The organism is Methylopila sp. 73B, from assembly GCF_000526315.1.
GTDB lineage: Bacteria > Pseudomonadota > Alphaproteobacteria > Rhizobiales > Methylopilaceae > Methylopila.
The window spans coordinates 850458-871454 of sequence record NZ_JAFV01000001.1; the positions used below are offsets into that span (position 1 = coordinate 850458).

Below are 20997 nucleotides of genomic sequence, written 5' to 3' on the forward strand. Positions count from 1 at the left end.
AATACGCGCCGCCGCCGGCCTCGTCCGGGCGTCAGCCGCCGTAGGGAACGACGGTCTGGCGCTGCTCGCCCAGAAGATCGATGCCGAGGGTCACGACGTCGCCCGCCTTCAGGTACTGCGGCGGCTTCATGCCCATGCCGACGCCGGGAGGCGTGCCGGTGGTGACGACGTCGCCCGGGTCCAGCGTGACGAAGTCGCTGATGTAGCTGACGAGATATTCGATGTCGAAGATCATCGTCGACGTCGAGCCGGTCTGCTTCCGCTCGCCGTTCACGTCCAGCCACATGTCGAGGTTCTGAAGATCCGGGATCTCGTCCAGGGTCACGAGCCAAGGCCCGAGCGGACCGAAGGTCGGGCAGCCCTTGCCCTTCATCCACTGGCCGCCGCGCTCCACCTGGAAGTGGCGCTCCGAGACGTCGTTGCAGATGCAGACGCCGGCGACGTGGGACAGCGCGCCGTCCTTCGCGACGTTTTCCGCCCTGTCGCCGATGACGAAGGCGATCTCCACCTCCCAGTCCACCTTCTGATGGGTCTTGGGCAGGATCACGTCGTCGTCCGGGCCGACGATGCAGTTCGGCGCCTTGTTGAAGAGGATCGGCTCCTCGGGGATGGGAAGGCCGGTCTCGTGGGCGTGGTCGACGTAGTTCAGGCCGACGGCGACGAAATGGCGAACGCCGCCGACGCAGGGCCCGAGCCGCGCGCCGGCCGGCGCGAGCGGAAGAGAGGCGGGATCGACTGCGCGGATCCTGTCGAGCCCCACGGCGGTCAGCGCCTCGCCGGCGATGTCGGCAACAATCCCGCTCAGGTCGCGGATTGCGCCGTCCTTGTCGACGATACCGGGCTTCTCAGCGCCTGCGGGACCGAATCGCACAAGCTTCATGACGTCTCCTCATTTCACCAGCGCGCGTTGTGCGTCACCTGAACTTTTGCGCGCGGATCATGCGACCGGACCCGCGCGGCGGCAAGCAATAGCGCCCCAGCCTTAGACTTTCGACACCGAAACGTGGGAGGCGGCTGCGAAATGTGGTGCTCGCTTGCCACTGCTGCGGCGAAACGGCGGCGAACTCCGGCGCGACGGTTGTTCGGTGGAATCGGCCGCGTCACGCTCGACCTACGCCGTCCAGCGAGACGGAATCAACGACCGGCTCTTTCGCAGGGTCGGCGCCTGTCGAGGGAAACGTTCATGGTCGCGATCCGTACCCGCCCTAGCCGCTTTGTCTTGGCAGGCGCCGCCGCAGCGCTGTTGGCCTGCGCCTCGTCGACCGCGATGGCGGGCGCGTTCGGTCTCCGCGAGCAGAGCACGACCGGGCAGGGCATGTCGTTCGCCGGCATGGCGGCGGGCGGCGGCGACTCGATTTCGGGGATGTTCTGGAACCCGGCGGTCGTGAATCAGGTCGCCACCTTCCAAAGCGAGCAGCACGTCACCGGCGTGTTCCCGTCGTCGAAGATCGACGTGAGCGACGCGACCAAGCGGAACATCGGCGCTGCGACTTTCGGGACGGGCGCCACCGGCGACTCCGGCGACATCGGGCAGGGCGCTCTCCTCGCCGCCGGCTACAACGCCTATCGCATCAGCGACAAGGTCGCCGTCGGTCTCACCGTCACGGCGCCCTTCGGCCTGGTGACGGACCCGCACGGGGCGTGGGGCGGGCAGGTTCTGGCCCGCTCGTCGAAGGTCATGTCGGTCAACGTCTCGCCGACGCTGGGCGTGGCGGTCACCGACTGGCTGTCGATCGCGGGCGGCGTGCAGATCCAGTATTTCGACATCCGGCTGCGGCGCGCGACCGGCGTTTTTCCGACGTCGCCGTCGGCGACGCTAACCGGAGACGACGTCGGCTTCGGATTCACGGCAGGCTTCACGGTGACGCCCGCCGAGGGCACGTCGGTCGGCGTCGGCTTCCGCTCGGCGATCAAGCACAAGCTCGAAGGCAAGCTCAAGACGCCGCTCGGCGATTCGAAGATCGACGCCGACGTCACGCTGCCTGAGACGGTCTCCGTCGGCGTGCGGCAGGCGATCACGCCGGAGCTCACGATCCTCGGCGGCGTCGAATGGACGAACTGGAGCCGTCTGAGCACGATCAACGTCAAGGCGCGGAACGGCGGCGCGACGTTGACCTCGCTTCCGTTCGAGTATGAGGACGGGTGGTTCTTCTCGGCCGGCGCCGAGTACGCCTTCTCGCCGGAGTTCACCGGACGGGCCGGCGTCGGCTACGAGCTCTCGCCGATCACTGACAAGAACCGCGACGTCCGCTTGCCGGACGACGACCGCTGGTGGCTGTCGGCGGGCGGCACGTACAACTATTCCGACCGTCTGTCGTTCGACATCGGCTACTCCTACGTGTTCGTTCCAGGCCGCTCCAAGATCGACGTCGACCTGCCCGCTCCCCTGCCGTTCGATTTCGAGGCGACCTCGAAGTCCAACGTTCACATCGTCTCCGCGTCCGTGCGTTACAAGTTCGGCGGCGAACCCGCGCCCGTGCTCGTCACGAAGTACTGAAACGGGTCGGACGCCCGAAACTAAAAAAGGCCCCCGGCGAGATGTCGGGGGCCTTTTTCGTTGGAACCGCCGAGACGCGTCAGCGCCGCGGCGAATGTCAGAAGAAGGAAACGGCCCGAAGCTTGCGCTTCGAGCCGTCGCCGTCAGTCTTACTTACCAAATAAGATCGCGGCCAACCGCTGGAGCAGGCCTGGAGGCTTTGCTGCAGGCGGAGTCTGTCCAGGGTGGTTTCCGCTCTACGCGTTCGAAGCGAAGGGGTGCTTCGCAGTCGCCGACTGGGCGACGACGTCCTTGGCCTTCGGCTCGCCGGCGACGGCGCGCTTGAGGGCTTCCTTGGTCGCTTCGTAGTTGTACTGCTGGATCTTGGCGTCGTCAGCAGCTTCCCAGTGGATGAACACGCCGACCGAAATGAACAGGTCATCGGCCTCGTCCTCGGGGATCGTGCCGTCGGCGACGCAGTCGACGACAGCCTTGGCGACGCCGTACTGCGCCGGGCCAAACATCTGGACGGCCTGACGGGCGTCCTTGATGGTGACCTTGTTGAACAGGATCGTGTTCGGCTTGGCCAGCAGGTTGGGGGTCACCACCGCGAGGAGCGAGGTGAAGCCGTCCTTGTTGTTGGTCAGAGCGTTCACGAACGCCGACTCGGCGGTCGAGCCGCGCGGTCCAATGATCAGGTCGATGTGAGCGACCTCGTTGCCGTCGCCGACGAGCGACTCGCCGATCAGGGTCTTGGTGATCTTCGCCATAAGCATCCTCCCAGGTTAAGCCATGGTGTAGCCGGCGACCCGAAGGGCGCGCCGACCGATGCCCTAGGCTATCTTTGCGTCTGCGTTCGGTGGGAGCCGAACCGGTTGACCCGATAGCGCCATGCAGGGGCATGCGGCGCGCACACTAGTCGGGACTTCCCGGCGACCGCAAGCGCTTCTTAGGGAGCGCTCCATATGCCGCACGCGACGACCTGCCGCTTCAGACTGGCCAAAAATCATCCGCCGGCTGTCACTGCATTGCAACATATCATTGTTGCGGCGCAAAATAATAAGCGTAGGCTGGAGTTGCCGAGGGGGCCTCTTGGGTTTCCCGCGCGCACGGGCGGCGCTGTGGCGCGCCGCGTCCAAAGGGAGCCTGACCGATGGATCTCGTCCTGATGGTGTGCCTTCTTGCGTCCCCGGAAATCTGCCGCGAAGAGCATGTCGCGATCGGCTACGAGCTGACCGATCCCCGGATGTGCATGGCCGGCGCCGTTCCCGTGATAGCGGAATGGTCCGAGACCAACCCCGACTGGCGCGTCGCGCGCTGGAAGTGCGGCCGTGCGTCGCGCGCGGCGGCGCTTGACCGCAAGATCGGCGCAAACTGAGCCGTAAGCTCTTCATCATAAGAAAAGAATAATACTTAGAAGAGTGGACGACGTACTTTCTCGTGTTTAGTCTTGCAGTCCAAGACTGGGACGGGACACGCCCGATGCTGCGCTCCGCCGTTGTGGCGTCTTGGTCTTCCGACCGACGACGTTCGCAACGGGCGACGCGGCCATCCGGGCGGCGCGGCGCGTCGGGCCTCCGTGGAAGGGTGACGTTTCGTCTCCGGTCTTGGCGACGGATCTTGGATCCCAACGACATGTCCGCACCTCAAGCGGACCAACGCGGAGAGAACGATGCTCAAGAGATTGGCCGCTGCGGCGGCTGCGATCGCCCTCGGCCTCGCGGCTGCGCCGGCGGGCGCGGGGGACCTCGCCAAGGGTCGGGTGACGCTTCCGGACCTCGTGCTCGGCGAGGAGAACGGCAGCGACTACGCCGTCAGCCAGAAAGACTACGAGCTCGAGTCGGGCAAAGCCTACCAGCTCGACATCGTCTCCAAGGGCGGCAAGGAGTACAAATTCTTCTCGCCGGAGTTGTTTCGTCATATCTGGATCAACCAGATCGTGATCAACCACCTCGAGATCCACGGACCCGGCGCGCCGCACCATCTGGAATGGGACGACGCCGGCGCTATCCGCATCGAGTTCGTCGTGATCCGGCCCGGGGACTTCAAATGGTGGATCGACGGCCTCGAATCCCGCGGCATGACGGGGACGTTCAAGGTCAAGCCCTGACGGGCGCTCAGAACAAGGCGCGCCAAGCGCCGATCTGCGAGAGGGAAGGAACGACTGGCATGACGAAGATGACGGTTCTGGCCGCCGCGATTGCGGCGATGACGCTCGGCGCGGGCGCCGCGCGCGCCGACGACGCCGCCGAGTGCGACCAGGGAATCGCGATGATCGAGGCCGAACAGGCCAAGACGCATCCGGCTCCCGTCGCCGACGCGCTTAAGACCGCGTTGCGGGTCGCGAAGCGCGAGAAGGGCGAGAAGGAATACGACGAGTGTCTCGACGCCGTCGCCGACGCCAAGAAGGCGCTCGGAGCCAAGTAAAGTGACACGTTCCACAGGGACGGAGGCGTCCGCGCCCCGTCCCATCGCTCCCCCGGAACGCCGACGGCCCCGCGCCGCCGGCTCTCCAGAAGGCGTTCGCCGGATGTGGCGCTCGATCTTCAGATCGCTTCGGGTCCGCATGGCCCTGCTGCTTGCGACGGCGGTGCTCACGACCGCGGCGGCGGGGCTGGCGGTCGCCCTCACCTTCAAGGTGGCGGACGACCACGTGGAGGAGCTCGCCTCGGCGCAGCGCCGGCTTGAGCTGCTGTCGGCGATCTCCGGCCGGGTGGGCGACTACGCGCTCGTCGCGCTTCAGACCACGGAATCGCAGGGCCAGCCCGACCGGCTCTCGCTGCCCCGCAAGCGCGTGCAGGAGACCTTCGTCCGGCTGGACGAGGAGCTTGCCCGCGCGGTGGCGAGGGCGCGGGACGAACAGGGCGCGACGATGGTCGCAGCTCGGAGCCGCGTGTTCGCGCAGATGCGCGGCCGGTTCGACTTCCTCGACCGTCAGGCCCTGCAGTCGATCCGCGACGCGCGGGACGGGCAGGGCGGCAACGTCGAGCGTCTGCGCGTCGCCCTCGACAGTTTCGCCGCGAGCTTTGGGCCTGGGCTCTCCCAGGCGATCGGCGAGGAGCGCGCCACCGCCCGCGAGGCGGAGGCCGCGATGGCGGGCTTGCGCTCCGCGCTGGTGCCCGGCGCGGCGATCGCGGCCGGGCTCGCGGCCCTGCTGGCCTTCGTGCTCTATCGCGCCATCGCGCGGCCTTTGGTTTCGCGGATCTCGGACGTCGCGGCCGCGGCGGGGGAGATCGCCCGGGGCGACAGCGGGATCCGGCTGAAGGTGCGTGGTCACGACGAGCTCAGCCTCGCCATGATCCGCTTCAACCGCATGGCCGCGCAGCTCGCCCGCCGCGAGCGGCGGCTGATGGAGGCGCAGGCGCGGCTCCAGGAGATCGTGGACGAGCGGACGGCGGAGCTGCGGGGCGCGAACGAGCGGCTGACAGACGCCGACCGTGCGCGCCGCCGCTTCTTCACGGACGTCAGCCACGAGCTTCGCACGCCGTTGACCGTCATCCTGGGCGAGGCGGACGTGACGCTGCGCACCAAGGGCGGCGTCGAAGATCTCACCGCTGCGCTGACCAAGATCAGGGGACGCGCCAAGGGCCTGCACCGGCGCGTCGAGGACCTGCTCAGGGTCGCGCGCTCCGAGAGCGGGCAGCTCGAGCTCGAGCTTGAGCCGCTGTCGGTGAACGACCTCATCACCGCGGCGCGCGCCAGCCTCGAGCCCAGCGCGCGCGCCCGTGGCGTGGCGCTCGCACCCGAGCTCCCGCCCTTCGATCTGCAGGTCGAGGCCGACGCCGACTGGCTGCGCCAGGTGGTCGAGGCGCTGATCGCGAACGCGTTGCGCCACACCGCCTATGGCGGCACGGTCCGCGTCATCGGCGGCATCGATTCGGACGGCGCCGTCACCGTCGCGGTTTCGGACGACGGCGAGGGCATCCCCCAAGCCGATCTCCCCCATGTGTTCGAGCGGTTCTACCGCGGCGCCTCCGAGCGCGAAGGCTCCGGTTTCGGCATCGGCCTCGCCTTGGCCCGCTGGGTGGTGGAGCGCCACCAGGGGACGATCGCGATCGACAGCCGCACCGCCTCGCCGGATGCCGCCTCCGGCACCACCGTTCTCATCCGCCTTCCCGCGCTGACGCATCGCCTCGTGATCGGAGCACGCTCATGACCATTCTGATCGTTGAAGACGACGCCGACATCGGCTCGGTCCTGAGGCGGGGTTTCGCGGCCGAGAGCTACGACGTCGAGTTGGTGGCCGACGGCGATTCCGCGCTAGCGGCCGCCTCCGGCAAGCCGCTCGCCGCCATCATCCTCGACGTGATGCTTCCCGGGCGGTCGGGCATCGAGGTCTGCAAGGCGCTGCGCGCCGCGGGCCAGACCGCGCCGATCATCATGCTGTCCGCGCGTTCCAGCGTCTCCGAGCGCACCGAAGGCCTGCTCGCCGGCGCCGACGACTACATGGTGAAGCCGTTCGATTTCGAAGAGCTGCTGGCGCGCGTGAAGGTGCAGGAACTGCGCCGCGAGAACGACGGAACGGACCAGCGCCACCTGATCGTCGGCCCGCTCGACCTCGATCTCGAAACGCGGGTCGCGACGAGCGCCGAGGGCTCCACCCGTCTCACCGAGCGCGAGGTCGATCTGCTCGCCCTGCTCATGCGCCACGCCGGCGAGCCGCTGGCCCGCGCCGACATCTTCGCGGCGCTGTGGGCCGGGCATGGCGGCGCCTCGCTCAACGTCGTCGACGTCTACATCGGGTACCTCCGCCACAAGCTCGCCGACGCGACGACCGACGGCGCTCGACTGATCGTCACGGTGCGCGGCCGCGGCTTCATGTACGCCCCGGACTGACCCCGCCCCTCCTATCTGCCGAGCGCCCCCGGCATGGCGCCGGCGCATCCGTCGGGCCATAATGAGCGTATTCTGAGAACACGGAGCCCGCTCGATCGACCGTGCGAGAAGCTCCTGGCAAGGGAAGCGTTCAAAATGTCGAAGTCAGTACGCTGGCGTTTCGCCGGCGCCGCGTCGGCCCTGATGCTCGCCGGGGCGTTCGGGGCGGCGGCGCAGGCCGCGCCGACCCCCGAGCAGTTGGTGTTCGAGCAGCCCTTCCTCGAGACGTTTGAGCCGGGCGCGTCGATCTCCTACCGGTTTTCCCGGGTCGCCGCCGACGCCAACCTTGCGCCGTCGTTCGAGGACGTCGTGACGCTCAGCGTCGTGAAGCCGGACGACGCGCCGGACGGCGGCAAGGCGGCCGTGGTCCAGCTTTTCTCAGGCGCTAAGGCGCGCTCGTTCGGGCCGATGCCCGCCACCTACAATCCGGTCGTGCTGGTCTTGCTCGAGCAGGACGTGGTCGAGATGCAGAAGGTGCTGGGCGGCAGCCCCTACTACATCCGAGGTCGGATTCGCGACGCGCTGACGTCTGCGGAAAAGGTCGAAGAGGTCAAGGTCGACTACAAGGGCCAATCAATCGACGCCTGGTCGATCAAGGTTTCGCCGTTCCTGAAAGACCCGAACCGCGCGAAGCTGAAGGACTTCGCCGACCGGACCTACGAGATCACCTTCTCGGACAAGGTGCCCGGCGGCCTCTACGCCATCCACACCGTCACGCCGAAGGCCGGCGCGACGACGCCGTTGCTCGTGGAGACCCTGACGGTCACAGGAGAGGGCGCATCGGGAGCCAAGCCATGACGTTCAAGGTTTCGCTGATCGCGGCCGCGGTGTTCTGCGCGGTCGGAGCCGGCGCCGCGCAGGCGGCGGTCGGCGAGGATTATCCGACGGCGGAAAAAGCCGACTACATCTTCGGCTGCATGGCCGCGAACGGGCAGACCCGCGAGTCGCTCGATCGCTGCTCCTGCTCGATCGACACCATCGCGACCATCCTGCCCTTCGCCGAGTACGAGCAGGCCGAGACGGTCCTGCGCATGAACAAGGTGGCCGGCCAGTCGTCCGAGGTGTTCCGCTCGACCGGCCAGTTGCGCGACGTGGTCTCCACCATGCGGCGCGCCCAGGCCGAGGCCGAGGTGAAGTGTTTCCCCTAAAACTCCAGCGCCGTCGCCGGCTCGGGGCGCGCGGCTGACGGTCGCTCGCTTTACGGCGGTTGCGAGGGGTGCGCTTCCGGTTACGGACGCGTCCAGAGGTCGCGGGGCGAGCGCCCCGCGCCTTGGTCCTGCGACTTACCTCAGGCTCACGAACCCGGCTTCTTCTGATCGAGCGCGCCCGAGAACTGCACGCCCTCGGTGTCGCTCGCGGCCACCGTCACGCCGCCCTTGCCGGCGGGATAGGTGAACGAGATGGCCGGGTCTTCGCTCAGCGAGATCCCGCCGTCCATCGTGAACACCGTTTCCTCGCCTTGCTTCACTACGATGTGGTTCACGAAGCGGGCGGGAACGTAGGTCCGGCTGATCGGGTCCATCTGCAGCCCGGAGAAATTCGGATGGCGGATCATGAGCTGCGCCTGCGACATGCCGGCGTTCGCCTCCGACGGCCTCTCCGAGGCCTTCTCGGTCACGCGCCGGAACTTCATCTCGCCGAGATGCGCCAGCGCCTGGTCCTCGTCCTTGAGGGCGGGAGCGGAGCAGCCTCCGCTCGCCTTCACGAAGCGGGCGGCCATGTGCAGCTTGCCGTCGTCGGTCTCGACCACGGCGCGAACGGAGGAGTAGGCGTTCACGCGCAGCCGCGTCGACAGGCCGAACTCCTGGCGCTTCTGGCCCAGCGCGAAGGTGGCGGCGACCGGCGAAGGGTTCTCGTCGACGATCAGGGTCACCTTTGCGATGCTGCGTGGATCGTTGTCGGGCAGCCTCACCTGCACGTCGATCGGAACCACCGCGGCGTCTTCCGCGCGCTTGGGCGCGTCGAGGATGACGAACGGGCTGTCCGCCTCGATCGGGCGCGCGCCGAAGGCGTCATCCTTGAAGGTGGCGAAGGTCTTGTCGGTGTCCTCGGCCCGCGCGGGCGCGACGGCGAGCGTGGCGGCGCAGCCGAGCGCCGCGAGCGCGTACGCTCCCCGACGGAGGCCGCGAGCGGAGGACGAGAAGGGCGTGGACATCGAGGTCTCCCGGAGCGAACGCACGCCTTGCGCGTGTCTTGGTCGGTTTCCTAACGCACGATACTACGAAAGGACGCGCCTCGTCGGATGACTGGCCGAAGTGCTTAAAGCGCCCTTCAGCGCACCACCGTCACCCGCTTCGCGGCGCGCGTCAGGCCGGTGTAGAGCCATCGGGCGCGGTGCTCGCGGAAGGCGTAGCTCTCGTCGAACAGCACCACGTCGTCCCATTGCGAACCCTGCGCCTTGTGCACGGTGAGCGCGTAGCCGTAGTCGAACTCGTCCGATTTCCGACGCTGGGCGAAGGGGATCCCCTCCGCGTCGCCTTCGAAAAAGGCCTTGAGCACGCTCACCGAGACGGACTTGCGCCCGAGATCGTCCTCCGGGCTGAGGTCCATCTTCACCCGTGTGGCGTCCGACGACTTTAGCCGCTGCACCTGGAACACGCCGCCGTTCAGCAGGCCCTTGGTCTTGTCGTTCCGGAGGCAGACCAGCTTGTCGCCGACGGCGGGCAGGGGGTCGAGCAGGCCCTTCAACTCCCGCAGGCGGCCATTGTAGAGCTTTCGCGTCTTGTTCAGGCCCACCAGCACCTGGTCGGCCGAGGTGACGTCTTCAGTCGTGATCTCCCGTCGCGTCACCACCCGGCTTTCGCCATAAGGGCCGTAGTCCAGCGTCCCGCCCTCGCGGATGGCGAGCGACATGCGGATGATCGGGTCGTCGACCGCCTGGCGATGAACCTCCGTGAGCATCGCGTCGGGCTCGGCCTCGGTGAAGAAGCCGCCGCCCTTCACCGGCGGCAGCTGCGCCGGATCGCCCAGCACCAGCACCTTGGTGCCGAACGACAGCAGGTCGCGGCCGAGCTCCTCGTCCACCATCGAGCACTCGTCAACGACGATCAGATCGGCCTTGGCGGCGGCGCCGTCGCGGTTGATCGCGAAGGAGGGGCCCTCCTCGTCGCCGCCGCGCGGGCGGTAGATCATCGCGTGGATCGTCGTCGCGCCTTCGCACCCCTTCGAGCGCATGACGAGGGCGGCCTTGCCGGTGTAGGCCCCGAAGGCGACGTCGCCGTCCAGATCCTCGGCCAGATGCCGGGCGAGCGTGGTCTTGCCCGTGCCGGCGTAGCCGAACAGGCGGAAGACCTGCTGCCGCGGCCGCTTCAGCCAATCGGCCACGGAGGCGAGCGCCTCATCCTGCTGGGGGGACCACCGCACGAACCTTGCGCCTCCTGGGGGTATTGACGACCGACGCCTTGTAGCAGAGTCGGCCGCCCCGGCGAGCGCAGCCGTCCCGAACTCTGGCCCGCGCCGGCCGAACCGGGATATGGCTGGATCGGCGAACGGACGAGCCCCCGTCGACGGCGCCCGAGCGGGAGATCTGCATGCCGATTCCGAACGTGCTCGAAGGACGCCTCGCCCTGCCGGTGGTCGCGGCGCCGATGTTCATCGTGTCGGGGCCGGAACTCGTCGTCGCGCAGTGCAAGGCGGGGGTGGTCGGCTCGTTTCCGGCCTTGAACGCGCGGCCGCAGGGCCAGCTCGATCTCTGGCTCACGCGCATCCGCGCCGAGCTCGACGCCTATGCGGGCGCGCATCCGGACCAGCCGGTCGCGCCCTTCGCCGTGAACCAGATCGTCCACGCGTCCAACGCCCGTCTCCGGCAGGACATGGAGACCTGCGGCAAGCACCGCGTCCCCATCGTCATCACCTCGCTGCGGCCGCCGAACGAGGTCGTCGAGGCCGTCCACGGCTGGGGCGGGATCGTCTGGCACGACGTGATCTCCGTCCGGCACGCGCAGAAGGCCCTGGAGGCCGGTGTCGACGGGCTCATCCTGGTCTGCGCCGGCGCCGGAGGCCACGCGGGAGCCCTCAGTCCGTTCGCGCTGCTGCAGGAGGTTCGGGCCTTTTACGACGGGCCGCTGTTGCTGTCCGGCGCGCTCGCGACAGGGCGCGCGGTGCTGGCGGCCCAGGCGGCGGGCGCCGACCTCGCCTACGTCGGCACCCGGTTCATCGCGACCGCGGAGGCCAATGCGCTCGAGGCTTACAAGCGGATGCTGGTCGACGGCGCCGCGAGCGACATCGTCACCTCGTCGCTCTTCACCGGCGTGAGCGGCAACTACCTCAAGCCTTCGATCGCCGCCGCCGGCCTCGATCCCGACGCGCTGCCCGGGGCCGACAAGACCGCCATGAACTTCGGAGCGGTCGACGCAAAGGCCTGGCGGGACGTCTGGGGCGCAGGCCAGGGCCTCGGCGCAATCATGGACGCGCCCTCGGTCGAAACGGTTGTTGGCCGCATGTGCGCGGAGTACGCCGTTGCGCGGGCCGATCTGGCGGCGCGCGCTTTTAAGTGATGCGGTTTCGCCACACTGCTGACTTTCGCATCGATCGGTGCTCGACTTTTCATCGTCCATCGCTCATTTCAGTGCCGCAAGCGCGGGGGTCACCTGCGTTCCACTCAAGTTTGGGGGGAAGCTATGCTTCGTCACCGTCTCGCCGTCGCCGTCTCGGCCGCGGCTCTCTCCGCCCTCGCCACCGGCGCTTTCGCGGCTGACCTCCCGGCCTATGAGCCGGCTCCGTCGATCGCCGTTCCGTCCTTCACCTGGACCGGCGCCTACGTCGGCGTCCAGGCCGGCTACGGCTTTGGCGACTCGAATGGTCGCGGCATTGACCCGGATGGGTTCCTGGTGGGAGCTTACGCGGGCTACAACTACCAGTTCGACAATTCGCCGCTCGTGATCGGCGTCGAGACCGACTTCAACTACGCCGATGTCGACGACAGCCGGTTTGGCGTCAAGCTGAGCTACGACTGGGCCGGTGCGACCCGCGCCCGCATCGGTTACGCGTTCGATCGTTTCCTAGTCTACGGCGCGGCCGGTGTGGCTTACGCCGATCGTGAAGTGAAGGTCTCGGGCGTGGGTAAGAACAGCAAGACGGCTGTCGGCTGGACCGCAGGCGGCGGTGTCGAGTTTGCTGCGACTGACAACGTGGTCGCTCGCGCTGAGTACCGCTACACCGACTATGGCCGCGACACGTTCCGCATCGCTGGCGAGTCGGCGCGGGTCGACTCCGACGAGCACCGCGTGATGGTTGGCGTCGCTTACAAGTTCGGCTGGTAAGCTTTTTAGTCGGCTGAAATGAAAGGCCCCGCAGCGCGAGCTGCGGGGCCTTTTTCGTCTACAGAGGCGATTGGCGGTGCGCCCTTAGGCCCGTCCGGCCTTGCGCGGGCCGCGCTGGGAAAGGGCTGATTTGATGACCCGCGACGCCGCGTCGACCTCGCGGGTGAACGCGGACTGAAGTCCGGCCAGCCAGGCGTCGATCACCGCCTCGGGCTCGCCCGCGATCTTGAGGCTCGCGGCGCCCGCCTTGACGCGGCGGTTGATGCCGGCCCGGAGCTGGGCGCGCTGTTCGTCGGTCGGGTTCTGCCGGCTCTGGCGGATCGCGGCGCGCGCGAGCTCAAGTCCGACCGTCGCGCCTTCGGCGCGCGCCTCCGTCTCGCGATCTGTCGTCACCGCCGTCTCCCGAAGCCCGAATCGGCCAGACGCAGTCTTCGCTGATTCCCTCCCGGATCGCACGCGCGAGCGGTTCTCGTCGCCGACGTCGGTGGCCGGATTGATCCGCGAGGCGAGGCTGGGCTGTCAGAAATTGCCTGCGTCGCGGAGCCGGTACCAGGATTCGACCAGCGGGACCGCCGCCTTCGCAAGCTTCTGGAACCGGTGGCTCGGGAAGGTGATGTCGCTGAAGGCGCTGACGCCTTCGGGGCGTCCCAACATCTGGAGCGCGATCTTCCGCCCGAAATGGGTCGAGCGCGACACGCCGGTCCCGCAGTACCCCATGGCGTAGTGCACGCCCTCGTCGGTCCGGCCGAGATGGGGGAACTCGTCGAAGGTGTAGCCGATCCGCCCGCTCCAGGCATGGCTGACGGCGACGTTTTCGAGCGCCGGGAACGTGCGCAGCAGATCGCGCGCGAGATGGGCGTAGGCGGCGGCCGAGGTCTTTGACGCCAGATGGTTCGACCGACCGCCCCAGATCAGGCGGTTCTCGCCCGGCGCGGGGCGGAAGTAGAAGAACACGCGGTTCGAGTTTCCGAACATGCGCGTCTTGGGCAGGATCGCGTCGAACAGCTCCTGCGGCATAGATTCGGTCGCGATCTGGGCCGAGACGATCGGCACGATGCGCTTCGCAAAGAAGGCGCCGACGTTCTTTGTGTAGCCGTTGGTCGCGACCAGAACGTCACGGGCGTCGATCGTCTGGTCGTCGAGGCGGACAGAGCGCCGCCCATGCTCGGAGACGATGTCCCGGACAGCGGCGTTCCCGCAGACGACGGCTCCCGCCTCGATGAGCCTCTGCATCAGGCCGGCATGATAGCGGCCGGGATGAAGTCCCGCATCCTGGGGCAGGACGGCGCCGCCGTGGAACAGATCCGAGCCGATCTCGCTCGTCTGCTCAGGCCTCGGGACCATGGCGGTCTCTACGCCGGCCCAGCGCGTTAGATCGCCCATGTCGCGGGCCATGCTCTCGTAATGCTTGGGACGCATCGCGCCGCGGAAGCGGCCGCAGCGCGTGAAGCCGCAATCGATCTTTTCCCGAGCGATCAGGGCTTCGACGCCATCCAGCATCTCGACGCCTTCGCGCAGCAGTTCGACGGCCTTCCGTTCGCCCATCATTGCGATCAGCGTGCGGACGCGAAACTTCTGGTTTCCGCTGCCGACCTGGCCGCCGTTCCGGGTGCTCGCGCCGAAGCCGGGAACACCGGCGTCGAGAACGACCACCTGACGCCCGGCCCGCGCGAGAACCAGCGCCGCCGACAGGCCGGTGAAGCCGGAGCCGATGACGACGACGTCGGCCTTTCCAGGCGGTCGCGGGAAACCGGACGACATCGGCGGGGCGGCGTCCCACCAGTAGGGCGCCGTGCCGAGGTCGCCCCTGGCGCGCCCGCGCGCGAGATCGCCCAACGACGGACCGCGCGCGCGATGCGGCGCGCTCGCCTCGGTCTCAGAGTTCGACATGCCCGCTCTCCCGCGCCGTCCGAGCGGTCTTGATACACCGGTGATGCCCGAATCGCGCCGGCCGCGCGGCGCTATCTCGCCTCGTCGAGCCGCCTCTCGAACCTTTCGGCGAGGCTTATGATCCGGCCGTCGGCCGCCGCCAGCCCGACCACGCTGATCGCGGACGGCAACCCGTCCGCCCGGGGCGCGCCGGGGACGGACGCGGCGCAGAGGTTCATCGGGTTCACATAGTAGGTGTAAGTCCCCATCACGGTGTTGCGCGCCATCGGCTCGGCGAGCAGCTCCTCTATCGTGAAGATCGTCGGGACGGTCGGCGTCACCAGCGCCGCGAAGCCGTCGAGCGCGATCTCTGCGGCGCGTGCAAGTTCGCGCATGCGGTAGATCGCCTCGAAGGCGTCGCGCGCGGAGTAGGCCAGACCAGGCTCGATCGAGGCGCGCACCACGGGGTGGACGCCCTCCGGTCGGTTCGCGAAAACCTCGCCGTAGTCGACCAGGCGCTCCGCCACCAAGGCCGATTGGAACACCAGCCGCCCCGCCTCTTCGAACGGCGCGAAGTCGATTTCGACCAGCTCGAAGCCCATCGCCCGCAAGTTGCCCAGATTGGCGTCGTGGGCCGCCTCCGCGGCGGCGTCGCCGAAGAAGCGAAGCTGGTCGCGGCGCGGCACGGCGATCCGCGCGCCGACGTCCGGCGGCGTCGGCGTCAGGTCGATGGCGCCGGCGTCGCGTCGGCTCCAGGGATCGAGGGGATCGAAACCGGCGATCGCACGCAGAATCTCCGCGGCGTCGGCCACCCGCTTTGCAAAGACCGGCACGCAGTCGAGGAAGCGGCTGTTGTAGACGAGCCCCTGCGTGCTCACGAGACCGAGCGTCGGCTTCAGGCCGACGATCCCGTTGCAGGCGGCCGGCACGCGGCCGGAGCCTCCGGTGTCGCTGCCGAGCGAGAACGACACCACGTCGCGCGCGACCGCCACCGCCGAACCGGAGCTGGAGCCGCCCGGGATGTAGGCGGGGTTCACGGCGTTCCGGCAGAGCGGCTCCGGCGAGCGCGTGCCGTTCAGGCCAGTCGCGAACTGGTCCATGGTGTTCTTGCCGATGAGCACCGCGCCGGCGCGCTCCAGCACGCCGACCAGCGGCGAGCCCGCGCCGGGGTCGAGCGCCAGCGCGGGGCAGTTCGACGTCGTCGTCATTCCCGCGACGTGGATGTTGTCCTTGACCGCGAAGGTCAGGCCCAGCAGCGGCAGGTCCTCGCCGGCGCGCGCGCGGGCGGTCGTGTCCTCGGCGCGCGCGCGCACGGTCTCTTCCGGGACGAGCGCGGTGAAAACGCCGTCGCCCGCCGCCGCCGCGGCGCGCCGCCAGCTTTCGAGCGCGAGCGCGACGGGATCGGCGCCGTCCGCGAGAGCGGCGCGGACGGAGGCGAAGTCGAACGGCGGCGCGTCGAGATCGGTCGGCGCGGGACGCGCCTGCGGCGAGGCCAGGATCATCGCCGTCCCTCCCAGTGAACGATGCGGCGCCCCGCCCAGGCGAGCCCGCGGTCGGTGGCGAGGCCGATCAGGCCGATCACCGCGACGCCGGCGAAGACATAGGTCGTGCGGAAGAAGCTGGAGGCGTCGAGGATGAGGAAGCCCAGGCCGCGGTCGCCGCCGAGCAGTTCGGAGGCGACGAGGATGGTGAGCGCGGTCCCCATCGCGACCCGCAGGCCCGTCATGATCTGCGGCAGCGCCGACGGCAGCACCACGAACCGGAACACCTGCCAGCGATTGGCCCCCATGGACTGCGCGGCGCGCAGCGAGTCGAGCGAGCAAGCGCGGACGCCGGCTTGGGCGTTGACCATCATGATCAGCAGGACCGACAGGAAGATCAGGAGCACCTTGGAGGTTTCGCCCACGCCGAACCACAGGATGAACAGCGGGATCAGCCCAAGCGGCGGGATCGGGCGCAGCAGCTCGGAGGGGGCCAGCAGCAGGGCGTCGATCAGGCGGGAGCGGCCGCGCAGCAGGCCGAGCCCGACGCCGAGCGCCGCGCCGGCGACGTAGGCCACGGACACGCGCGCGAGGCTCGCGCCCACATGCGTCCAGAGCGAGACGCCGGAGTAGCCGTTCGTCGCCATGTCGAGGAAGCTCGCCCAGATCGCGGAGGGCGGCGGCAGGATGATCGGCGAGGTCCAGCCGCGCGCGGCCGCGAAGGCCCAGAGGGCCAGGATCGCGAGCGGCGACAGCGTCGCGACCAGAACGTACCGCAGGCGCTCGCGGCGCTCGTCCGTCCGGCTCAATGCCGCATCCTCCGGTAGATCGTCTCCCGCAGGCGCAGGAACGAGGGGTGAAGCCGGTTCTCGGGCGAGGCGCGCGGCGTCGGCAGATCGACGTCGAAGGTGTCGTAGGCCCCGGACGGGAGGTCGTTCAGCAGGAAGATGCGGTCGCCGAGGAACGCCGCCTCGTCGATCGCGTGGGTGACGAACAGGATGGTGCAGCCGGTCCGGTCGCGGATGCGCAGCACCTCCTCCTGAAGGCTCTCCCGGGTCTGCACGTCGAGCGCGGAGAACGGCTCGTCCATCAGCATGACCTTGGGCTTCGCGGCCAGCACCCGTGCGAGGCCCACGCGCTGCCGCATGCCGCCGGAGAGTTGGTAGGGGTAGGCGTCCTCGAAGCCGGTGAGGCCGACAAGGGCCGCCATCTCCTCGGCGACCGCGCGACGCTCACCCTTACGGGCGCCCGCGCAGCGCAGGGAGAAGGCGATGTTCTCGGCCACCGTCATCCAGTCGAACAGCGCGGCCGCCTGAAACACGACGCCGCGGTCTGGGCCGGGCCCCGTGATCTCGCGTCCGTCCACCACCGCGACGCCGTCCGTCGGCCGCAGGAAGCCCGCGACCATGTTGAGGATCGTCGTCTTGCCGCAGCCGGACGGCCCAAGCAGCGCGACGAGCTCGCCCGGCGCGACCGCGAAGGAGACGTCCTTCATGATGGTGCGGCCGTCGTAGGCGAAGCCGACCTTCTCGAACTTCAGCACCGGCGGCGCGTCCGCGGCCTTGGCCTGAAGCGGGGCGGCCCCAGGCGCGGGCGGGGACAGGGGACGCGCCGCGACCGTCACTGCGACGCGCTCGTGAGGTAGGCCTGGATCGGCTTGGTGTCGAACAGGCCCGGCCAGTCCTTGGGCTCGGCCTGGATGCGCTTCTGCTCCAGCAGGAAGGCTCCGATGCCCTGCAGGTGCTTCATCAGGCGGGAGTCCAGCTCCTGGCCCGGCGCGCCCAGGAAGTCGGCGGTCAGGGTCTCCCGGAAGGTCGGGTGCGCGACGCTCTGGCCTTCGACCAGCTTGTCGAACTGTTCGGCGGTCATGCCTACGCGTTTCGCCTCGTAGACGCGGACCGCGGCGGGGTTCGCCTTGTAGTCCTGCTGAGCCTGGTCCCACGCCTTCAGGAAGCGGCGCATGGTCTCCGGTTCGCCGTCCATGAAGGGCCGCCGTCCGACCCAGACGCCGCCGGTGATCATGCCGAGACTTTTGGTGTTCGCGATCGCCTTCGCGCCCTCGCGCTCCATGGCGCCGACGTTCGGCTCCCACACGAAGGCGGCGTCGATCTGGCCGGCGACGTAGGCCGGCGGCATGTTGGCCGGGGTTAGGTTGACAAGGGTGACGTCCTCGGACTTCAGCCCCGCCTTCGCGAGCGCCCGCAGCGTGTGGTAGTGGCTGGTGGAGCCGATCGCGACGCCGAGGCGCTTGCCCTTCAGGTCCTCCAGCTTCTCGATCCCCGCCTTCGGGTTGACCACCAGCCGCACGTTGGTGGCGTCGATCCGCTCCATGAAAAGGATCGCGATCGGCAGTCCGTTGGCGTAGCCGGTGACGGAGGGAAACTCGCCCATCCAGGCGAGGTCGATCTCTTCGCCCGCGAGCGCCGGCAGCATCGCAGGACCAGCCGGGAACGGCTTGGTGGAGACGTCGAGCCCTTCCTTCTTGAACAGGCCGGCGCCGAGGGCGTAGCTCAGCAGCACGTTGATCTCGCCGGTCTGGAAGCCGAGACGGATCGGCTTCGCGTCCTGCGCCGCGGCGGGGGCGGCGAGACCAAGCGCAAGGCCGGCCAGAAGTACGAGACGGCGGCTCAGGCCGAAGGCTGCGCGGATCATCGAACGTCTCCTCGATGGGTGGGGCAGGGCGGCGCTCATTCGGCGACGCCGAGGATGTCCAGCATGGCGAGCGCGAGCACCTGGGTGGCCACGACCGCCTTGCCGATGTGGATGCTTTCGTTGATCGGAGCCCAGCCGTCGTCGCCGGGGCCGAAGGTCACCGCCGCCTTGCCGCGTTCGGCGAAGCGGATCGTGTCGTTGAAGGCGTTCTTTCGGTAGAGCTTCGGCTCGCTCCCCAGGATGCGGACGTAGGCCCGCCGAAGCGCCGCGGTCGGCTCGGCGTCGCCGTCCTGCTCCAGCGTGCCGTCGACGAACAGCGCGCCGGGATAGGGCCGCGCGGAGGCGTCGAGCTCCGGATCGGCCTTCATGGCCTTCGCGATCACGGCGTCGATGTCGGCCATCACGCTCTCCGCCGTCATCCCAGGCAGTATCCCCACCACGCCCAGAACGACGCGGCAGACGTCCGGCGTGAACTGCATCTCGCGTGGAACGCCGCCGCCGATGCGCAGGATGGTGGTGCGGGGCGGCGTGCCGCCTTCGAGCTTCGCCGGCGTGTGGGCGAAGGTCATGGTCTCGAGCGCCGGCAGCAGCCGCGCCATCTTGGCGACCGCGTTGACGCCGGTGTCGGGGCGCCAGAGGTGGGTCTTGGTTCCCCGCGCCTCGACCTCGACCAGATAATTGCCGCCGTTCGCGACGGCGACGCCCATGCCCCAGCTTTCGTCGGGGGCGGTCCACGCGGTGGGCTCGCAGACGATGACGTAATCCGCGTCAAGCCCCATCTCGTCGAGCAGGAAGATCGACCCGTCCGGCCCGTTCTTCTCCTCGTCCGCGGTGTAGACGCATTTCAGGTCGCCCTTGAGCCGCGCGCCGGCGGCGAGCACCGCGCGCGTCGCGAGCAGCGTGCAGGCAAGGTTGCCGCGGGTGTCGGAGGCGCCACGGGCGTAGAGCCGGTCGCCGTGGCGCGTTGGGCGGAACGGATGGCCGCCGGTCATGGTCCAGGCGGACCAGTCGCCCGCGGGATAGGTGTCGAGATGGTCGTTCAGGATCAGCGACGCGCCGCCGCCTTCGCCGGGCAGCGACGCCACGACGTTGGGCCGACCCTCCCGCTTTGTTGGAAACTCCACCGCGAAGCCCATGTCTTGAAGAATGCCGCCGATGAACAGCGCCGCGCCTTCCTCGCGCCCCGCCGGCTGATCGGGGTCGAGCGGGTTCTCCGCCTCCGGCTGCCCCGCGGGGATGAGGGCGCAGGCCAGGCTGAGCCAGGCCTCTTCGGTGACGGCGTCGAGCACGCGGCGCTGGAGGTCGGTCATGGGGGCGGGAGCAAGGAGGGCGGTGGTCATGCTGAGGCGATCTACCAGATTAAATCGATCAGTTGAGTCGATTAGTTTCCTTATTCGGCGATGAAGCGCGTTCGCCGCTGTCGGGCTCTCAAGCGCAAGCGCCATGCCACGCTCTCGCAACCGCTCGTCGGGAGGCGCGCGGCGCCATCGTCCGTTGAAAATCAACGGACTGCGACGACGGCGGGCGAAGTGTCAGAAAATTTCCTCAGGGGGCGGAATGGCGCCAAGTCGGGCGCCCGGCCGGGCGCACGTCGCCATGTTCCGCGCCGGGGCCTCAGCCCTGGCGGTCGCCGCCGGAGGCGAGCGCCAGGATCGCGTCCGGCTTCAGGATCCGGAGCACGCCCCGCCTCTGGCTGAGGACCCCGTCCTTCTGCAGCCGGTTGAGGCTGATCGTGACCCATTGCCGGGTGGAGCCGATCAGCGCCGCGATTTCGGCATGGGTGAACGAGGCCGCGATGGCGACGCCCTTCGCCGGATCGTCGTCCGGCGCCCCATGGATCTGCATCATATGCAGCAGCACATGCGCCAGCCGCTCGCCGAGCGAGCGGGTGCCGAGCATCTGCGCCAGCGAGGAGTAGCAGCGGGCCTTGTAGGCGAGCGCGTCGATTATGCCGAGGGCGAGGTCGGGCACCTCGCGCGCCAAAGCCCGCAGGCCGGCGCCGGGGAGGTGCAGCGCTTCGGTGGGGCGGGCCGCTTCAGCCGCCCAGATGTGCCGCCCGCCGCCGAAGACGTCGGGTCCGCCCACGAACGCGCCGGGCCGCCAGTAGGCCAGCGTGATCTCGCGGCCCTGCGGCGCGGCGTAGAAGCTGCGGACCAGCCCGCGCTGGATCAGCATCACGCCGTCGTGCGCGTCGCCCTGCCGGAAGATGGCCTGGCCGCGCTCATACGCGATCCGCCGCCCATGGGCTTCGACGCGCGCGCGATCCTCCGGCGCGAGGGGACCGAGGATGCCCGGCGCAGGAGCCGCGTCCGCCTGCTCCTCCGAGAGGAGCATGTCGCCGGAGCTGTGCTCGGTGCCGTTCATGCGAACCTGTCCTGGCCGT

Annotated in this window: 22 protein-coding genes; 10 read left to right on the top strand and 12 right to left on the bottom strand. The window is 68.9% G+C overall.

The features are described from left to right. Positions 1-31: 31 nt before the first annotated feature. Complete coding sequence (locus K244_RS0104100; RefSeq protein WP_020184976.1) at positions 32-880, bottom strand: fumarylacetoacetate hydrolase family protein; 849 nt, start codon at positions 878-880, stop codon at positions 32-34. 303 nt (positions 881-1183) lie between these two features. Here K244_RS0104100 and K244_RS0104105 point away from each other — a divergent pair, with 303 nt between their 5' ends. Further along, positions 1184-2497, top strand: coding sequence for an OmpP1/FadL family transporter (locus K244_RS0104105; protein ID WP_020184977.1), 1314 nt, complete (start codon positions 1184-1186; stop codon positions 2495-2497). Positions 2498-2733: 236 nt separating this feature from the next. Here the strand turns inward: K244_RS0104105 and fae are convergent, their stop codons facing one another. Further along, the gene (fae, locus tag K244_RS0104110; RefSeq protein ID WP_020184978.1) at positions 2734-3246 is read right to left on the bottom strand and encodes a formaldehyde-activating enzyme; all 513 of its coding nucleotides are present in this window, start codon (positions 3244-3246) and stop codon (positions 2734-2736) included. Between the two features lie 383 nt (positions 3247-3629). On the opposite strand from fae, the gene K244_RS0104115 reads away from it, so the two are divergent. The 7 genes from K244_RS0104115 (at position 3630) to K244_RS0104145 (ending at position 8499) form a co-directional block, all read left to right on the top strand. Next, complete coding sequence (locus K244_RS0104115) at positions 3630-3854, top strand: hypothetical protein (RefSeq protein WP_020184979.1); 225 nt, start codon at positions 3630-3632, stop codon at positions 3852-3854. Between the two features lie 294 nt (positions 3855-4148). Next, positions 4149-4586, top strand: a complete 438-nt coding sequence (locus K244_RS0104120; RefSeq protein WP_020184980.1) for a hypothetical protein — start codon at positions 4149-4151, stop codon at positions 4584-4586. Between the two features lie 59 nt (positions 4587-4645). Beyond that, positions 4646-4903: a hypothetical protein gene (locus K244_RS0104125; RefSeq protein WP_020184981.1), complete on the top strand. Its 258-nt coding sequence runs from the start codon at positions 4646-4648 to the stop codon at positions 4901-4903. Between the two features lie 103 nt (positions 4904-5006). Then, positions 5007-6632 carry an ATP-binding protein gene (locus K244_RS0104130; protein ID WP_020184982.1) on the top strand — a complete coding sequence of 542 codons (1626 nt, stop codon included), beginning with the start codon at positions 5007-5009 and terminating at the stop codon, positions 6630-6632. Continuing rightward, complete coding sequence (locus K244_RS0104135) at positions 6629-7312, top strand: response regulator transcription factor (RefSeq protein WP_020184983.1); 684 nt, start codon at positions 6629-6631, stop codon at positions 7310-7312. Before K244_RS0104130 ends, K244_RS0104135 begins: the two co-directional genes overlap by 4 nt. Positions 7313-7447: 135 nt before the next feature. After that, positions 7448-8149 (top strand): hypothetical protein, encoded by a 702-nt coding sequence (locus K244_RS0104140; protein ID WP_020184984.1) that lies wholly within the window; start codon positions 7448-7450, stop codon positions 8147-8149. Further along, the gene (locus K244_RS0104145; RefSeq protein ID WP_020184985.1) at positions 8146-8499 is read left to right on the top strand and encodes a hypothetical protein; all 354 of its coding nucleotides are present in this window, start codon (positions 8146-8148) and stop codon (positions 8497-8499) included. The genes K244_RS0104140 and K244_RS0104145 overlap by 4 nt, the downstream gene beginning before the upstream one ends. A 146-nt stretch (positions 8500-8645) precedes the next feature. Here K244_RS0104145 and K244_RS0104150 read toward each other — a convergent pair whose 3' ends face one another. Together K244_RS0104150 and K244_RS0104155 are read right to left on the bottom strand one after the other, a co-directional pair. Then, positions 8646-9506 carry a quinoprotein dehydrogenase-associated SoxYZ-like carrier gene (locus tag K244_RS0104150; protein ID WP_020184986.1) on the bottom strand — a complete coding sequence of 287 codons (861 nt, stop codon included), beginning with the start codon at positions 9504-9506 and terminating at the stop codon, positions 8646-8648. Between the two features lie 116 nt (positions 9507-9622). Next, positions 9623-10714 carry an ATP-dependent RecD-like DNA helicase gene (locus K244_RS0104155; RefSeq protein WP_020184987.1) on the bottom strand — a complete coding sequence of 364 codons (1092 nt, stop codon included), beginning with the start codon at positions 10712-10714 and terminating at the stop codon, positions 9623-9625. Positions 10715-10881: 167 nt separating this feature from the next. Between K244_RS0104155 and K244_RS0104160 the strand changes: the two genes are divergently transcribed. Next, on the top strand, positions 10882-11847 hold the full coding sequence (locus K244_RS0104160) for a nitronate monooxygenase family protein (protein WP_020184988.1): 966 nt from the start codon (positions 10882-10884) through the stop codon (positions 11845-11847). Positions 11848-11970: 123 nt separating this feature from the next. Continuing rightward, positions 11971-12612: an outer membrane protein gene (locus tag K244_RS0104165; RefSeq protein ID WP_020184989.1), complete on the top strand. Its 642-nt coding sequence runs from the start codon at positions 11971-11973 to the stop codon at positions 12610-12612. An 84-nt stretch (positions 12613-12696) separates the two neighbouring features. On the opposite strand, the gene K244_RS0104170 is transcribed toward K244_RS0104165, so the two are convergent. The 8 genes from K244_RS0104170 to K244_RS0104205 form a co-directional block, all read right to left on the bottom strand. Then, positions 12697-13005, bottom strand: coding sequence for a hypothetical protein (locus tag K244_RS0104170; RefSeq protein WP_020184990.1), 309 nt, complete (start codon positions 13003-13005; stop codon positions 12697-12699). A 126-nt stretch (positions 13006-13131) separates the two neighbouring features. Then, positions 13132-14502, bottom strand: a complete 1371-nt coding sequence (locus tag K244_RS0104175; protein ID WP_020184991.1) for an FAD-binding oxidoreductase — start codon at positions 14500-14502, stop codon at positions 13132-13134. Between the two features lie 71 nt (positions 14503-14573). Next, on the bottom strand, positions 14574-15983 hold the full coding sequence (locus K244_RS0104180) for an amidase family protein (protein WP_020184992.1): 1410 nt from the start codon (positions 15981-15983) through the stop codon (positions 14574-14576). After that, entirely contained in the window at positions 15980-16771 is a 792-nt protein-coding gene (locus K244_RS0104185) for an ABC transporter permease (RefSeq protein ID WP_020184993.1), read from the bottom strand. Before K244_RS0104185 ends, K244_RS0104180 begins: the two co-directional genes overlap by 4 nt. After that, complete coding sequence (locus tag K244_RS0104190) at positions 16768-17586, bottom strand: ABC transporter ATP-binding protein (protein WP_020184994.1); 819 nt, start codon at positions 17584-17586, stop codon at positions 16768-16770. The genes K244_RS0104185 and K244_RS0104190 overlap by 4 nt, the downstream gene beginning before the upstream one ends. Beyond that, positions 17583-18614, bottom strand: coding sequence for an NrtA/SsuA/CpmA family ABC transporter substrate-binding protein (locus tag K244_RS0104195; protein WP_020184995.1), 1032 nt, complete (start codon positions 18612-18614; stop codon positions 17583-17585). The genes K244_RS0104190 and K244_RS0104195 overlap by 4 nt, the downstream gene beginning before the upstream one ends. Before the next feature lie 35 nt (positions 18615-18649). Further along, entirely contained in the window at positions 18650-19954 is a 1305-nt protein-coding gene (locus K244_RS0104200) for a M20/M25/M40 family metallo-hydrolase (RefSeq protein WP_024816299.1), read from the bottom strand. Positions 19955-20228: 274 nt separating this feature from the next. Then, on the bottom strand, positions 20229-20978 hold the full coding sequence (locus tag K244_RS0104205; protein WP_020184997.1) for a Crp/Fnr family transcriptional regulator: 750 nt from the start codon (positions 20976-20978) through the stop codon (positions 20229-20231). Between the last annotated feature and the right edge of the window lie 19 nt (positions 20979-20997).

Coding starts and splice junctions, on each gene's coding strand:
- K244_RS0104100 (WP_020184976.1), bottom strand. CDS start 880: ATGAAGCTTGTGCGATTCGGTCCCGCAGGCGCTGAGAAGCCCGGTATC.
- K244_RS0104105 (WP_020184977.1), top strand. CDS start 1,184: ATGGTCGCGATCCGTACCCGCCCTAGCCGCTTTGTCTTGGCAGGCGCC.
- fae (WP_020184978.1), bottom strand. CDS start 3,246: ATGGCGAAGATCACCAAGACCCTGATCGGCGAGTCGCTCGTCGGCGAC.
- K244_RS0104115 (WP_020184979.1), top strand. CDS start 3,630: ATGGATCTCGTCCTGATGGTGTGCCTTCTTGCGTCCCCGGAAATCTGC.
- K244_RS0104120 (WP_020184980.1), top strand. CDS start 4,149: ATGCTCAAGAGATTGGCCGCTGCGGCGGCTGCGATCGCCCTCGGCCTC.
- K244_RS0104125 (WP_020184981.1), top strand. CDS start 4,646: ATGACGAAGATGACGGTTCTGGCCGCCGCGATTGCGGCGATGACGCTC.
- K244_RS0104130 (WP_020184982.1), top strand. CDS start 5,007: ATGTGGCGCTCGATCTTCAGATCGCTTCGGGTCCGCATGGCCCTGCTG.
- K244_RS0104135 (WP_020184983.1), top strand. CDS start 6,629: ATGACCATTCTGATCGTTGAAGACGACGCCGACATCGGCTCGGTCCTG.
- K244_RS0104140 (WP_020184984.1), top strand. CDS start 7,448: ATGTCGAAGTCAGTACGCTGGCGTTTCGCCGGCGCCGCGTCGGCCCTG.
- K244_RS0104145 (WP_020184985.1), top strand. CDS start 8,146: ATGACGTTCAAGGTTTCGCTGATCGCGGCCGCGGTGTTCTGCGCGGTC.
- K244_RS0104150 (WP_020184986.1), bottom strand. CDS start 9,506: ATGTCCACGCCCTTCTCGTCCTCCGCTCGCGGCCTCCGTCGGGGAGCG.
- K244_RS0104160 (WP_020184988.1), top strand. CDS start 10,882: ATGCCGATTCCGAACGTGCTCGAAGGACGCCTCGCCCTGCCGGTGGTC.
- K244_RS0104165 (WP_020184989.1), top strand. CDS start 11,971: ATGCTTCGTCACCGTCTCGCCGTCGCCGTCTCGGCCGCGGCTCTCTCC.
- K244_RS0104175 (WP_020184991.1), bottom strand. CDS start 14,502: ATGTCGAACTCTGAGACCGAGGCGAGCGCGCCGCATCGCGCGCGCGGT.
- K244_RS0104180 (WP_020184992.1), bottom strand. CDS start 15,983: ATGATCCTGGCCTCGCCGCAGGCGCGTCCCGCGCCGACCGATCTCGAC.
- K244_RS0104195 (WP_020184995.1), bottom strand. CDS start 18,614: ATGATCCGCGCAGCCTTCGGCCTGAGCCGCCGTCTCGTACTTCTGGCC.
- K244_RS0104200 (WP_024816299.1), bottom strand. CDS start 19,954: ATGACCACCGCCCTCCTTGCTCCCGCCCCCATGACCGACCTCCAGCGC.
- K244_RS0104205 (WP_020184997.1), bottom strand. CDS start 20,978: ATGAACGGCACCGAGCACAGCTCCGGCGACATGCTCCTCTCGGAGGAG.